This is a genomic window from Acinetobacter sp. LipI_19 (assembly GCF_058242925.1).
Genome location: NZ_JBZAYK010000001.1, coordinates 2,750,337 through 2,763,894 on the forward strand (window position 1 = coordinate 2,750,337; position 13,558 = coordinate 2,763,894).

The 13,558-nt window shown below is 36.7% G+C and carries 12 protein-coding genes and 1 pseudogene; 2 read left to right on the forward strand and 11 right to left on the reverse strand.

What is annotated here, in order from left to right:
• Positions 1 to 78: 78 nt before the first annotated feature.
• Positions 79 to 999 (forward strand): LysR family transcriptional regulator, encoded by a 921-nt coding sequence (locus AC4CVF_RS13370; protein WP_419328425.1) that lies wholly within the window; start codon positions 79 to 81, stop codon positions 997 to 999.
• A gap of 133 nt (positions 1,000 to 1,132) precedes the next feature.
• Here AC4CVF_RS13370 and AC4CVF_RS13375 read toward each other — a convergent pair whose 3' ends face one another.
• The 7 genes and pseudogenes from AC4CVF_RS13375 to AC4CVF_RS13405 all read right to left on the reverse strand — a co-directional run.
• Positions 1,133 to 1,441: a hypothetical protein gene (locus tag AC4CVF_RS13375; RefSeq protein WP_336952647.1), complete on the reverse strand. Its 309-nt coding sequence runs from the start codon at positions 1,439 to 1,441 to the stop codon at positions 1,133 to 1,135.
• A 115-nt stretch (positions 1,442 to 1,556) separates the two neighbouring features.
• Positions 1,557 to 2,567 (reverse strand): fimbrial protein, encoded by a 1,011-nt coding sequence (locus AC4CVF_RS13380; RefSeq protein ID WP_336952648.1) that lies wholly within the window; start codon positions 2,565 to 2,567, stop codon positions 1,557 to 1,559.
• Positions 2,564 to 5,137, reverse strand: a complete 2,574-nt coding sequence (locus AC4CVF_RS13385; protein WP_336952649.1) for a fimbria/pilus outer membrane usher protein — start codon at positions 5,135 to 5,137, stop codon at positions 2,564 to 2,566. Before AC4CVF_RS13385 ends, AC4CVF_RS13380 begins: the two co-directional genes overlap by 4 nt.
• 135 nt (positions 5,138 to 5,272) lie before the next feature.
• Positions 5,273 to 6,001 carry a fimbrial biogenesis chaperone gene (locus AC4CVF_RS13390; protein WP_336952650.1) on the reverse strand — a complete coding sequence of 243 codons (729 nt, stop codon included), beginning with the start codon at positions 5,999 to 6,001 and terminating at the stop codon, positions 5,273 to 5,275.
• 77 nt (positions 6,002 to 6,078) lie between these two features.
• Entirely contained in the window at positions 6,079 to 6,612 is a 534-nt protein-coding gene (locus AC4CVF_RS13395) for a fimbrial protein (protein WP_336952651.1), read from the reverse strand.
• Positions 6,613 to 7,438: 826 nt separating this feature from the next.
• Positions 7,439 to 7,870, reverse strand: coding sequence for a type II toxin-antitoxin system HicB family antitoxin (locus AC4CVF_RS13400; RefSeq protein ID WP_490789594.1), 432 nt, complete (start codon positions 7,868 to 7,870; stop codon positions 7,439 to 7,441).
• A 41-nt stretch (positions 7,871 to 7,911) separates the two neighbouring features.
• Positions 7,912 to 8,001 (reverse strand): annotated as a pseudogene (locus AC4CVF_RS13405) (type II toxin-antitoxin system HicA family toxin); the annotation flags it as partial.
• A gap of 270 nt (positions 8,002 to 8,271) precedes the next feature.
• On the opposite strand from AC4CVF_RS13405, the gene AC4CVF_RS13410 reads away from it, so the two are divergent.
• Positions 8,272 to 8,835: a GNAT family N-acetyltransferase gene (locus tag AC4CVF_RS13410; protein WP_419328423.1), complete on the forward strand. Its 564-nt coding sequence runs from the start codon at positions 8,272 to 8,274 to the stop codon at positions 8,833 to 8,835.
• Between the two features lie 158 nt (positions 8,836 to 8,993).
• On the opposite strand, the gene AC4CVF_RS13415 is transcribed toward AC4CVF_RS13410, so the two are convergent.
• The 4 genes from AC4CVF_RS13415 to AC4CVF_RS13430 all read right to left on the reverse strand — a co-directional run bounded on the left by AC4CVF_RS13415 (position 8,994) and on the right by AC4CVF_RS13430 (position 13,363).
• Complete coding sequence (locus AC4CVF_RS13415) at positions 8,994 to 9,350, reverse strand: DUF1304 domain-containing protein (protein WP_336952653.1); 357 nt, start codon at positions 9,348 to 9,350, stop codon at positions 8,994 to 8,996.
• A 65-nt stretch (positions 9,351 to 9,415) separates the two neighbouring features.
• Entirely contained in the window at positions 9,416 to 10,393 is a 978-nt protein-coding gene (locus tag AC4CVF_RS13420) for a zinc-binding dehydrogenase (RefSeq protein WP_490789595.1), read from the reverse strand.
• A gap of 9 nt (positions 10,394 to 10,402) precedes the next feature.
• On the reverse strand, positions 10,403 to 11,005 hold the full coding sequence (locus AC4CVF_RS13425) for a TetR/AcrR family transcriptional regulator (protein ID WP_262085351.1): 603 nt from the start codon (positions 11,003 to 11,005) through the stop codon (positions 10,403 to 10,405).
• Positions 11,006 to 11,158: 153 nt separating this feature from the next.
• Entirely contained in the window at positions 11,159 to 13,363 is a 2,205-nt protein-coding gene (locus AC4CVF_RS13430; protein ID WP_490789596.1) for a TonB-dependent siderophore receptor, read from the reverse strand.
• Between the last annotated feature and the right edge of the window lie 195 nt (positions 13,364 to 13,558).

Sequence of the window (13,558 nt, forward strand, 5' to 3'; positions counted from 1 at the left end):
ATCTCTTGAGTGTACAAAGCGAAATAGTTTTGATAAATTCAAAATATCTTGAGTTTAGATATAAAAAAGCAAAACTAAATGAAACCTAAAAAATTAAACCAAGTTACTGATTTTGATATAAAGTTACTCAAAATATTTAAAACAGTGTGTGATTGTCACAGTTTCACTGCTGCCGAAAGTATCCTTGGGATCAGTCGTTCTGCCATTAGTCTGCATATGAGTGATCTGGAAAATCGCTTAGGGATTCGACTCTGTCAACGTGGTCGAGCAGGCTTCTCCATCACCGATGAAGGTCGAGAAGTTTTACAATATATTGAAGTACTGACCGCTTCGATTGAGGACTTTCGTGCCAAAATCAATCAAATGCATAATCAGCTCAAAGGTGAATTTAATATTGGTATTATTAATAACTTAGTCACGATGCCTAGTGCATATATCACCAATACATTGGCACAGCTTGCGGAAGAAAATACAGAGGTGGTTATTAATATTAGTATGAGCACAGTGTCAGATATTGAGTGCCGTGTTTTGGACAATCGCTTACATGCTGGTGCGATTCCGTTGGTGAGTCCATTGTCAGGTCTAGATTATTTTCATTTATATAACGAAGAGTCTTCACTCTATTGTGGACAAAACCACCCACTCTTTCAGCATTTAGGTGAAATAAGTTTAGATGACTTAAAACGATGCAATACAGTTCTTCCCAATTACGCGATTACCCCCGATGCAATGAAGTTACATCAACGCTTGAACTGTTCAGCGACAGCCAGTGATCGAGAAGGTATTGCTTTTCTGATTCTTTCAGGAAAATTTATGGGGTTTTTACCCGATCATTATGCGAAAAAATGGGTCCAAGATGGTTTGATGCAACCCATTTTAAAGGAGAGAATGCATTATAGTACACCGATATGTCTGATTACACATAAAGGGAAAAACTATAATATTATCTTAAAAACCTTTATGGATATATTAAGAAAAACCGTTCAACCGATAAAATAATATACAAACATTTAAATTTGGTTATTTTTAATACGAATTAAAATATAATCCAAGCTAAGTAATCAGATTATATTTTAACTTATCACACAACATATTTTTTAATTTATGTTATTTATTTCACATATTAATTGGCTTAATAATAATCTACCACCAATATTTTATGCTGATCACTCTCCAAATCTTGAATTTTTAAATGCGCCATACTATTGGCATTTTTATCAACTAAGCTATTGAAATTAAAGCTATCTATTATGCTGGTTTTTCTCAGTACATCAATCGTATTATCAATCACTTTGCAATTAGAATTATTAGAATCCTTTTCACATGTAAATTCTACAATTTGCCCTTGAAAATGAATCTCCTCTGCGTAAGTGGCTAAACTTAAACTCGATATCGTTGTAAATGTTATTAATAAAAAGGATAGTTTTTTATTTAACTCCATCTCATTCCCCTCTAAAGAAATGGTGTAGTTAATTAATTACATAACCTTATTATTAATACAAGATTTTCCAATCAATAAATAAAAAAATAATTTTAAAAAATATGATTTACATCAATTAATCATATTCAATTGTGACGGTTGCCATAGCTCGTACTTTTCCGGGCATCACTTTGGTTGCAGTCTGATAGTAACGCGCAGTCATTGGCACATTATATTGAATATTATCATTTGACTTTAACGTGCCTAATTCTAGCTTGTCATTTTTAGCAATCACTTTATTCGAATTTTTATATTGTGAAAGCAATTGTACGCCAACACCTGATGCACTGCTTCCTGCGGTATTTGTATTCGCAAGTACATTTTGAGTGCTACTACTCACCGCATCATAATCAAAGCTTAGGCTGATTTTATTGCTTTCTTCATAACCACTAGGGTTTTTACCACCATTACACAAAATGTTGAGATCAAAGGCTTGCTCACCTTGCGTTGAACCAACACCTTTAAAATCAACCTTATTTACGGTTGGCAGTGTCACGGTTTTATTAATATTTCCCAATATTTCACATGAAGAAGACGCAATAGTAATCGCATTCCCATATACCGTACTGGTTAACCAAGGCGGGCTTGGGCGTTCACCAGAACGATAACTACTATATGTGCCTGGAACCAGTGCGCCAGATCCTGTTGATGTCGCCGTTTTAACAATTTCAACAATAAAAAAACCTTCAGCCAAAACACGTCTACCACTCGCACTTCGTGTATAAGGATAATAATCGGCAAAACCAGGAGCTGTTGGTGCTTCCCGGTATAAGCGAATTCCAATCCCATCAATATTGGTGTTATAAACCGAATTACCGATCGGGCTAAGTGAATAGTTTTGAGTTAAAACTGCACCAAGTGTCCCATAACTACCACAACTATACGTCGAACCATTGGGTCTAATTGGAAAAGAGGCTTTGCGTAAAACCTTTCCTACAGGGTCACTTGGTCTCACCACAACACGTCCTACTGCCATGCTCACATCAACAGTAGAGAAACCACGATCTGGTATACATGCAGCATACGTCCCTGAACTCACAGTCCCAGCAATGAGCAAGAGAATACGATTTAAAACTTTACCGTTCATTGACATACACCTTCCGCCATAATCATATTTTGCTTTTTGTCTGCTGCTTGCGCAGAAACGTCATATTGAATGCGGCATTGCTCGTTGGCATTTTCGCCCCATTTTACTGTAACCGAGTCTGCTGTAGTATTGGTTCTTAAGTAAACCATACTACCTTGTGCAACCATCCCAATATTTTCACCTTTTGTATCAAATACTTCTGCTGCAAAAGGTAAGGTATCACCATTTTCTTTTTTACTGCGGATATAAATTGCTTTACCAATTTTAGTTGCAAAACTCACTTGTGAAATCGAACCTGCATAGGGTGCGATACGCTGACTTGTACCATCCAACTCCACATCTGTCGACATTCCTTGAGGATCAAGAGTAATATCATTTAAACGATACGGTGTTACATATGGAATCACAGCATAACCAGATTTATTGATACTTAAACCTGTTGCATTATTTACTTTTGCACCAGCTGCTTCAGGCGCATACACCAAGACCATGGTTTGTCCCTGATCTGGTCCAAACAAAACACCTTCAGGATGAGCAACAATATTACCACGTGCCGTCAACATTGCTTGTTGGTAACGGTCTGCAACACTGTATGATCCACCAACGGTCGCATAGTTTGTACGATATTGGGCATTCAAATTGGCACTAGGATTATCACCATAGCGAGTAGATACAGATGTACCATAGTTAAAACGATCGCCCACTATGCCACTTACCCCAACAGTCGCATTATCTTGCGTCATAATCGAGTTAAAGTTCGCTGAGTTTTTCTTAAATGAAAGTGGCAATGAAAGGGTCAGCATATACTCAGTATCACTATTACTTATACTTGTCGCATTGTTTTCAACAATACGTTTAATTGCTGATAAACCATAAGTTAACCCACGATAGCTATTGCTATATCCGACTTGATACTGACGCGTTGTTTCTTGGCGATTCCAATAATCCACCCAAGAACCTGTTGCATAAATATTCCCCCAATCACGCGGTAAGCCCTGATTCAGAGTGATCTGAAATTCACTACGTTGTTTACCTACATGCGCTGAGCTAATGCCTTTATTATCTAGGTCTTGTACCAATATCGCATCACGTAGCTTATAAAAATTTTCTGTAGAATAACGATATGCAGCCAAAGTCAAATTGGTATCTGTTGGCGTAATTAATTTACTATAACTGATACGGAAGCTTTGCCCACTTTCACTCTTACGACGTTCAAAATCTGCTTGTGAATGTGTCACATCGACTGCGATTGCACCAATTGGCGTTGCAAAAGCACTACCCAAAGTTACTGCTGAATAGTCTTCTGAAAACTGTACACCACCATAAGCAGTGATTGAGTTATTGATACCGCGTTGATATTTCCCTTGTACAATAAATGGATCTAAATCAATATCTTTATCGCGGAATTGACCCATTGATACAGAATAACGACTCATTCCTGGGCGAAGCATTTGAACAACAGATGCATAAGGAATTGAATAGCGTTGAATCTCGCCATTGGCTTCTAAAATAGAAACTTCAAGTTCACCACCAAACCCTGTTGGGTAGAGATCATTAATTTCAAAACTACCGGGTGCAACAGTCGTTTGATAAATTAATTGACCTTGCTGACGTACTTCAACCTTTGCATTGGTTTTTGCATTACCTCGAATACGTGGTGCATAACCAATCATACTGTTCGGTAACATACGGTCATCACTGGAAAAATCCAAACCGCGATAACCAAATGAATCAAAAATTTCACCATCGGTAAAGCTTTCACCTAAAGTCAATACGCCACGGTATTGAGGAAATGCACGCTGAACATAGGTGTTAATTGAGTCATAGCTTGATTTAGATTTATTTTCTGTCGTGGTGCGGTCTTGCCACTGCCATTGACCATTATGGCGCAATTGCCAACCTGCCAAATTTGCACCAGCTGTAACCGAAGTAAACGCGTTTGTGGTTTCTTCCCCACCTTGCATTTTATTAAATGTTTTATATGCACTAGCATTATAAGATAGAAATGCAGCATTGATCCCACGATCCCATACGCTTGGATCGACATAGCCTTGGGCATTCTTTTGCATTGCAACTTGTGGAATTGAAATATCTACACGTAAACGTGAAGTATCAAATTCATAAAAAGAATCTTCAACCCATTCCTCGATTTTCTGACAACCAGTCAAAGCAAAGCTATCGCCTTTTTTTAATACCTCTGCTTTTACGCCATATTCTAATAATTGATTTGAGTTAAAGCAGGTAAAAGCATTTTGATTATTTTCAGTTGCTTTAAACACCATACGGTGTTTACCAAACCAGTTACCATTGACATAAATATCAACATTATAGTCACCTGGTAAGACAGGGTTACCATATTTAAAGCGGTTTACATCTATCTTTTTGGCATCGCCAATTAAAAAAGCCGAATCAAATTCTGCTTCTGCAGCAGCCGGAGACTTTTCAGCCTCTTTTAAGTCAGTTTCAGATGCATTAACTAAAGCAGGAATGCTGAGTGTAATAACCCCACAAGCCACATAGTAACTAATATGTCGCTTGATCCACTTGTAGCTTTGTTCATTTTTTTGCATAAAGAAGTCTGCCTATCAACAAATGAATAGGGTTTTTTACTCGCTTAATATCAGATAAATGGAATGATTAAATCATCACTGCGAAGGTGCTTTAAATTTCTCGTGTTCAAGAAACTTAAAGACTTGTGCAATCTATTAAAATTTAATATTTCGCTCTATACGACCACCATAATCATTGATTGTGGTAAAGGTCATCTTAGAGACATTAGAATTTTTTAAATTCACAGTTCCATCAGAAAATGGTTTCAACATTAAGCCTTGTGAAATCAAGTCAACGCGTTTGCCTGATTGATCCTGCATAATAGAGGTCAAGGTAATATGAAATGGTGTTGGGTTTTTTACAGTTAACTGAGTACCGTTATTGCTCCACTGTAATTTTTCAGGTGCCAAAGCGACATCTTCTTTAATTCCAGTTGGGCGATAAAAAAACTTAATACGTGATCGAATGGCAAGTTGTAAAAAGTTGTCTGGTATAACATTCTGATCTTTCGCAGAAGGTTTTGGCGGAATATCAAGAATATTTAACCAAAAAAGTGTTTCTTGAGTTTTACTTAACTCATTTGTATTAGGCAAACTGGTAATCCGTAAAGACTGCCCTTTTTTAGCTTCTACACGCGATATAGGCGGTGTAATCATAAAAGGCGCTTTTGATTGATCTGGAGTCGATTTCGCATCTCCCTCATCAATCCATGCTTGAACCAATGCAGGATTATTTCCGTTATTACTTACTTGTAAAGTAATTTCACGTGCATCAGATGGATAAATCACACGTGTACCATGAATGATGATTTCAGCATTTGCTGCACCAAACGGAATTAAAAATGCGAGTAAACCTTTTTTAAGAAAGGAGTGATTCAAGAACATAACGATTATCTCTATCTAAAACAAAGTAAAAGAGCTAGTTTGCCAGGCAATCTAGCTCCGTACCATTCAATAAAAAATTATTGATAGATAATAGTGTATTGAACAGAAGTAGTTACTTTACCAGCAGCAGATGCATCAGTTGCATAATATTCAGCATAGTAATTTAGGTCTGCTGCACCTTTGTCAGCAACATCTACCCACTGAGAGTTAGCTTGTGCACCAGAAGCACCAGCAGCAAGTACAGGGATGAATTGGTTATTTGAACCTAACAATTGAACTTGTACGTTTTTTGCACCAGTTGCATCTGTGTTGTTTAAACGACCTGTACCAAAGTCAACTGTTGAACCTGGTTCAAAATAAGTTGCAACTTTACCTTCAGAGCAGTTCGCCAAGTTGATCGTGAATGGCGTACGACCTGCGATATCACCAGTTTTAGCAAGAGTTTGCTTAGATACTGTTGGAAGAGTAACAGTGAAATCTTTACCTTGTGGAGTCACGATGTCACAAGTTTTGTCAGTCACTAAACCGTTAATTGTGATTGTGCCATCTGCTGCAAAAGCACTAGAAATTCCTAAAATTGAAACTGATGCTGCTAAAAAAATGTTTTTCATACCAAATATCCTATACAAACAAAAAATGATTAGTGTTGGTCGATGGCTATTATGCACACTGGGACAAAAATGTAAACAAAGTCACACTTTTCATAATAAATAGATACAAGCGTATATAAATTTGTATTTTTTGAGATAAATTATTTAGCCATATATTTCAATATGTTAAATAATCATTAAATTGATATTTCAGTTTTATTTAAAGAATTTTTTTTTGTAAATTTTTCATGAACAAGTTAAATTCACGTTATTTCAGCCTCAATTTAGAGCTGTTATCAATCTAGTAAAGCATCTTTTTAAGTTAATTTTGCTCGTAGAGTTTGATCAAAATTAAGCATGCTTATTTAAAAAATTTAGAATGACTGCAACCATGCAACGACTCTACCCTCCCCCCGGACTTATCCTAAGAATCAAGCACAGACATGTTTTAAGCACTATTTTTATTATTCGTGTTTCATTGCCATTAGATATTTTCAGTGAGCAATACTTGCTAAGAGAGAAAATTAATATTTGTATTTAGGAACAGGTTTATGGAGGAAATGTTCTTAGGATATCCATGTACTCTTCAATTTTTTAATGTTAAAAATCATGTAAATATTTTTTCTAATAAAAGTGTGAATTAGTTAACATATTAAAATATGTTGTGTTGGCTTCTTTTAAGCTGCCTGTATGGCAGTAGACTAGCACGACTGTGGTGGTAGAATCCGTCTACATTTCTAAGCTGCCTACTCGGCAGTGAACAGTGGACTTTCTAAAAATATTTTGCTTCTTGCTGAGTATTCGTTTTAATACTCATTCACTTTTCTTTAAATATTCAGAAGCCCACTCAATTGAGTGGGGCTTTTTGATTAGCTATGGATGAAGCTTGCAGTATTTTTTCTGCACCAGCTGCTGCAGAACGGGTTTTATACTGCTTATCTTTACCCACTTTATCTTCTATGAGATAAATTAAGCGACTTGGTAAAGTGACATTAATTTTTTCAGCCTTACCTAAATAACGATTCACATCAACATCTAGGACTGCCCAGATAAAGCCTTTAAACTCTTCATCGTTAAGAAATTTACTTACTTCTGATGCCAAAGGAATATTTTTGCCATCTTCTGCGAGAATCTCCAAATGATCTGCAATGGCTTCTTTCGCATTGCTTAATGCTTCTTTAAAAGTATCTCCCGCAGAAAAACATCCATGAATATCAGGAACAATCACGCCATAGGCTTCATCATTCGAGTCTTTTTCTACTGCAATTGGATATAACATACTCACCTCTTTTGGAGAAAATGAAGCTTGGATGCAGTGGGTCACTCAAGACCGGCTTGCTTTAAGATGCTTTTAACAGTTCCAGTTGGTAAATCTTTTTTAAGGTGAGGTAGTGTGACTAGACCTTCTTTGACAAAAATAAGTGAACAATACGCTAACAATAAAGGTTGATTTAACGAATCACTTAGATTACTTGTCCTCCATAGATAATCTTTTACATTTTGATGAAGAAAATTTAGATCACTTTGCATTTTGAATAAAATTTATTAAATATCTGCCTAATTATAATGATTTTGTTTTGAAAAGTACCGAAATTGCCAAAATTTGGTAATAGTAATAAGCGCCTAAAATACCTATAGTTCCTTTTGAAATTTGATGAATTTTATAAGCGACTTTACAATATGATTTTGACAACTGAACGGTTAATTTTACGACCTTGGCAAGAAAGTGATGCAGAAAGTTTATATGAATATGCAAAAGATGAACGCGTTGGGCCAATTGCGGGCTGGCCGGTACATGAAAGTCAGGCACAAAGTTTAGAGTATATTCAGACAGTTTTTGCACATGATGAAGTCTATGCGCTTGCAAAAAAGCATGACAATCGAGCCATTGGTATGGTTGGTCTACTGATTGGGCAAGACAGTAATTTCGATATTGCAGATAATGAAGCAGAAGTGGCTTACTGGATTGGTGTTCCCTTTTGGGGAAATGGTTTTATACCTGAGGCTGTTAAGGCAGTCATGCAACATGCCTATGAAGATTTGCAATTACAAGCTTTATGGTGTGGTTACTTTGCAGATAATGAACAGTCACATAAAGCACAAGCAAAATGTGGCTTTAAGCATCATCATACTGAAACAGATAAATATAATCAGTTTCTAGCAGATTACCGTACAGAGCATATCAGCTATTTATCGCGTGAAGATTGGATCAAATTGCCTACGCATTACAAAGCAGGCGAATAGATGGATTAGAGTCAATTGAAGTTCGCCAACATCAGAGGTATTAATAAATAAATTAATATCATTATCCAAGCTTAATTTTATTGATCGCACTGATGTTGCTGTTTAATCAAATTATTTTTGAATAAATTTAAAGTAAGGGGCTAGGTAAGCCCCTTACTTTAGTAATTCAAATTCACAACAATTAATGCCAAAGCTGCAGGAATCGCTTGTATATAAATAATTTTCTTACTTGCAGTCATACCGCCATAAATCCCAGCAACCAACACACAGCCTAAAAAGAAATTCGCCAGTGATAATGCATAAATTGCAGGTGCACATAAAGACCAAAATAAACCAGCAGCTAAAAACCCATTATATAAACCTTGATTTTGTGCCATGACTTTGGTGAGCTGTGCTTTTTCAGGCGTATTCCCAAATGCTTTTAAACCGTATTGTTTGTCCCATAAGAACATCTCTAAAACTAAAATATACACATGTAACAGTGCAATTAAGGCAATTAAAATTTGTCCAATCATCGTTTTTTCCTTATTTTTAAAATTGGTCATAGATCAGTCTTACAACTGATCTACCTCAAATATATTTATGGTTTTAATAATACTTTGCCTTGGCGTGCACCTTGAGTGGCTTTGGCTGCCGCATTTTGAATCTGATCAAAACTAAAGATACCTTCAACAGGCAACACCAATTTTTTCTGAGCAGCTAAAGTCAACAATTCTACAATTAACTCTTTTTTGCGTTCAGCAGACAATTGCTTATTGACCACACTCGCCCAGAAGCCTTTTACTGTGGCTTGTTTGAAAATAAGATCACCTGATGAAATTTGCATCAGTTCACCCGTCATACTGCCAAATGAAACCAATACACTATTTTCACTGAGTAAAGCCAACATTTCACCACTGGCTTTACCGCCAATTGAATCTACCCCAGCAATTAAAGGTTGATCTGCGTGTATCGCTTTTACTTGATCTTTCCAATCCACTTGATCAGTCGCCACTACATTTTGAATACCTAAACCATTCATTTCTGCAACTGCATCACTACGGCGAACTAAATGAATGACTTTTTGACCGCGAGCGTGCGCAATCATCGCAACAGTTTTACCCACAGCGCCATTGGCTGTGTTTTGGATAAGCCACTGATCTTGTTTTAAATCAATAAAATCTAACAACATCAGTGCACTAATCGGCATACCAATCAATTGTGCAGCGGTTTCATCATCTATTGCATCAATTAAAGGAACCACACTATGGGCAGGTGCAATAAAGTATTCTGCCCAACTGCCATGGACCGCAGCCACTGCAACACGTTGCCCAACAGATACAGCATCGACACCCTCACCAACAGCATCAATCACACCAACGGCTTCACTCCCCCCAATCGCAGGAAGTGTTGGCTTATAGCCATAACTGCCTCTCACCGTCCAAACATCATGGTTATGCATCGGAGATAAAATCATTTTAATACGAACTTCGCCTGCTTTTGGCTCTGGCTTTGGCATTTCTGCTGATGCTAATACGTCGACAGGTTCGCCAAAAATATGATGAATAATACTTTTCATTTGTTGTTCCTATATAGGTTTTAGTAATTGCTGTGTGGTTTCTAAAGCCAGATAAAGTGGCTGTTTGTTCTGTGCAAGTTTCGCCAATAAAGCTGCGCCTAACCAGAGTTGATACATGGTTTGTGCCATTTTCTCAGGCTCAATATGTTGTGGAATTGAGCCATCCTGTTGTCCGTCACTAAGTAAATTTGCAATGCGTTCTGTCAGCTTGGTTACACCAAAATTTAAAATCTGACGCATATCTTCCGATAAATCTGAAACCTCAGCTGCAAGTTTTACAATTAGGCAATTCTCAGCCCAACCACCATCGTTATGGCATGGATCATCAATCCATGCTTGCCAAAGTGCAACTAAACGCGCATAAGCACTCCGCTCTTCTTGTAGAATTAATTGATCGATTTTCACTTTATAATCAGCAAGGTATTGCTGTAAAAGCGCACAACCAAATGCTTCTTTGGAAGAAAAGTAATAATAGAACGAGCCTTTGGGTACACCGCAAGTCGTTAAAATTTCCTGTAAGCCGACGCCGACAAAACCTTTATGTAATACCAACTTAAAACTAGTATTTAAGATATGTTGTCGAGTCGCTTCACTTTTATCTGATCGTTTCATATACACACTATAAATTAATAATAGACCAGTCGTCTATAAATTTATAAAAAATTTAATTAAGAAAATTTGTTGAGGTTTTGAGTGTATTTTAAGGTGTCAATTGGATTGTTATTTTAGTGAATGGCTGAAAATATCAGCCATCCTTCGATTGATTTAAAACTTTGCGCGTAAGGTGAGCGTTGCATTTCGAGGATTACCAAAACGAATAGTTCCATCACTATAAATTTGTGAATAATATTCTTTGTCAAAAATATTATTGATATTCAATGCAATATTCACTTTATCACTTAATGGATAACTCGCCACCAAGTTAGCAATCGTATATCCAGGCTGACGATAAGGATGTTCGCTATAACGACCCACTTTCCAAGTACTTTGATAATTTGCACCGCCGCCTAGGATTAAATTATTTGCAAACTTATAGGTCGCAAATAAACGTGCAATATGTTCAGGCGTATCCTCATTAAAAACCAAACCTTGATTTGTAGGGTCGTTTGCATATTCCGTAGTATTGTATGTATAGCCGAAACTTAAATTAAGATTGGGGATAATTTCACCACGAATCTCAGTTTCAATCCCTTTACTGATCACCTCACCCGATGCAACATTACAATAAGCCTCACCACCATTAAACGGACACTGACCTTTCGAACTTTCATCTCGTATTGACCGATTTATTTGATTGGTTTTAAATCCAGCAACTGATGCAATTAAACGATCATCCCAAAGACCTGCTTTCAAACCAATTTCATAAACATTACCTTGTACTGGATCAAGTAATGTCTCATAACGATCTTTAGCATTTTGAACAACAAAAGTATCGGTATAACTCGCATATGCAGTCAATGCATCATTGATATCGTAAGTAAGTCCAAAGTAGGGTGTTAAAATATTAGATTTCTTATATTCGTTTACACTTTCATAATTGCTTTGGCGCACACCTGCAATAACTTTGAGAGGATCAATAATATTTAAGCGAGTGGTGAGATAGAATCCTGTCTGACGTACCTGATCAACACTGGTATTTTGATAACGTGGCGCGATATAAGGTAATTGATAAGGACTGTAATTTTTGATATTGACGTATAAATAGTCACGCGTTGGTGTTTCCCCCCCACCAACCAAACTATAATCTTCTAGAACTTGGTCCCAACTTGTCCATGCCCCTGTAATATTACTTTTACTGTGATTTGCGCCAAATACTAGGTCATGCTCACGGCCAAATAATCGATATGTACCTTTTGCAAAAAAATCATAAATATCTAATTTTTGCTCATAGTTATATCCGTACTTATAAACAGTTGCCAAAGCATTATCTGCACTTGTCGTAGTTGAAGATAATCCCAGTGATGTAAATGCCATATCCATGACATATCTTGCCTTCAAATAGCTGGCTTTTACTTCCCACCCATTATCAAATTTATGGCTAATATCTAAGAAGCCTTGTGTATTGGTTTTATCCCAAAAATCTCTGTAATCACAACCACAGTTAGAATTATCGATGCCTATTTTAGTACCATTAAAATAGTTAGGAATTGTATTGACGGGAACTGCATGTTCACCTTGACGTGAATATCCAATATTCAATAGCGTATTTTCAGTTAAATCACTGCTCACGATTCCATATAAAACATTAGAATCACGAGTAACAGATTTCATAAATGAATCACCATCTTGACCTGCCGCCACTAGACGACCACGCACGCTCCCAGATTGATTCAATGGACCAGAAACATCCATTTCTCCACGTACTGTGTTCCATGAGCCATAACTTACAGCACCACTTGCTTGAAAAGTTTCTGTTGGTTTTTTACGAATAAGATTAATTGCACCAGACGGTTCTCCTGAACCTTGCATTAACCCTGCTGCCCCTCGTAATACTTCAATACTTTCAATGGTTGCCATATCTGGTTTAGATGAGGTGACATTACTTGCATTTACAGCAACCCCATCATATTGCAATATATTTGAATTCCAACCATCTCCAACATTAAACCCTCGAATTGAAAAGTTGGTTCTCTCCGTATTATCCCCTGTTAGCAAAATCCCTGTTGTATTTAATAATGCATCACCCAAATTTGTCGCCCCCATATCTTCGATTTGTTTGCGTGTAATCACTGAAACAGATTGTGGGGTTTCTTTTATACTCAAATCGAGTTTAGTAGATGTACTGGCATTCTTTTTAGTGTAGTTATTTTCTGTATTATTTTCTGCTGTGACAACGATCATGGGTAAAGCATTTGTTTGTTCTGTTGTTGCTTCCGTCGCAGCATAACTTGTCCCAATCCAACAACTATAAAGTGCAAGATAAATAGCACTTTTAGCAAAGATCCGATTTTGAGAAATCCATCTACCCATGAAATAAAACTCTTAATCTAAATAAAAATCATTATCGTTATATTTCACATAAAAACAACATATATCTCTATATTCCTCCATTATTTTCTACTTAAAATTCGTTTTGTTAGACAAAGATATAAAATGGACAGCCTCTCAATCTGAAAGGCTAAGAAGATTTCTAGATGATAGTCCTGAATAAACTTTGACATAATG

What these genes read in the sequence shown, in the direction of transcription:
- AC4CVF_RS13425 (WP_262085351.1), bottom strand. Translation starts at nt 11,005, where the DNA reads ATGAAACGATCAGATAAAAGTGAAGCGACTCGACAACATATCTTAAAT.
- AC4CVF_RS13420 (WP_490789595.1), bottom strand. Translation starts at nt 10,393, where the DNA reads ATGAAAAGTATTATTCATCATATTTTTGGCGAACCTGTCGACGTATTA.
- AC4CVF_RS13385 (WP_336952649.1), bottom strand. Translation starts at nt 5,137, where the DNA reads ATGCAAAAAAATGAACAAAGCTACAAGTGGATCAAGCGACATATTAGT.
- AC4CVF_RS13415 (WP_336952653.1), bottom strand. Translation starts at nt 9,350, where the DNA reads ATGATTGGACAAATTTTAATTGCCTTAATTGCACTGTTACATGTGTAT.
- AC4CVF_RS13430 (WP_490789596.1), bottom strand. Translation starts at nt 13,363, where the DNA reads ATGGGTAGATGGATTTCTCAAAATCGGATCTTTGCTAAAAGTGCTATT.
- AC4CVF_RS13395 (WP_336952651.1), bottom strand. Translation starts at nt 6,612, where the DNA reads ATGAAAAACATTTTTTTAGCAGCATCAGTTTCAATTTTAGGAATTTCT.
- AC4CVF_RS13375 (WP_336952647.1), bottom strand. Translation starts at nt 1,441, where the DNA reads ATGGAGTTAAATAAAAAACTATCCTTTTTATTAATAACATTTACAACG.
- AC4CVF_RS13400 (WP_490789594.1), bottom strand. Translation starts at nt 7,870, where the DNA reads ATGTTATATCCAATTGCAGTAGAAAAAGACTCGAATGATGAAGCCTAT.
- AC4CVF_RS13410 (WP_419328423.1), top strand. Translation starts at nt 8,272, where the DNA reads ATGATTTTGACAACTGAACGGTTAATTTTACGACCTTGGCAAGAAAGT.
- AC4CVF_RS13390 (WP_336952650.1), bottom strand. Translation starts at nt 6,001, where the DNA reads ATGTTCTTGAATCACTCCTTTCTTAAAAAAGGTTTACTCGCATTTTTA.
- AC4CVF_RS13370 (WP_419328425.1), top strand. Translation starts at nt 79, where the DNA reads ATGAAACCTAAAAAATTAAACCAAGTTACTGATTTTGATATAAAGTTA.
- AC4CVF_RS13380 (WP_336952648.1), bottom strand. Translation starts at nt 2,567, where the DNA reads ATGAACGGTAAAGTTTTAAATCGTATTCTCTTGCTCATTGCTGGGACT.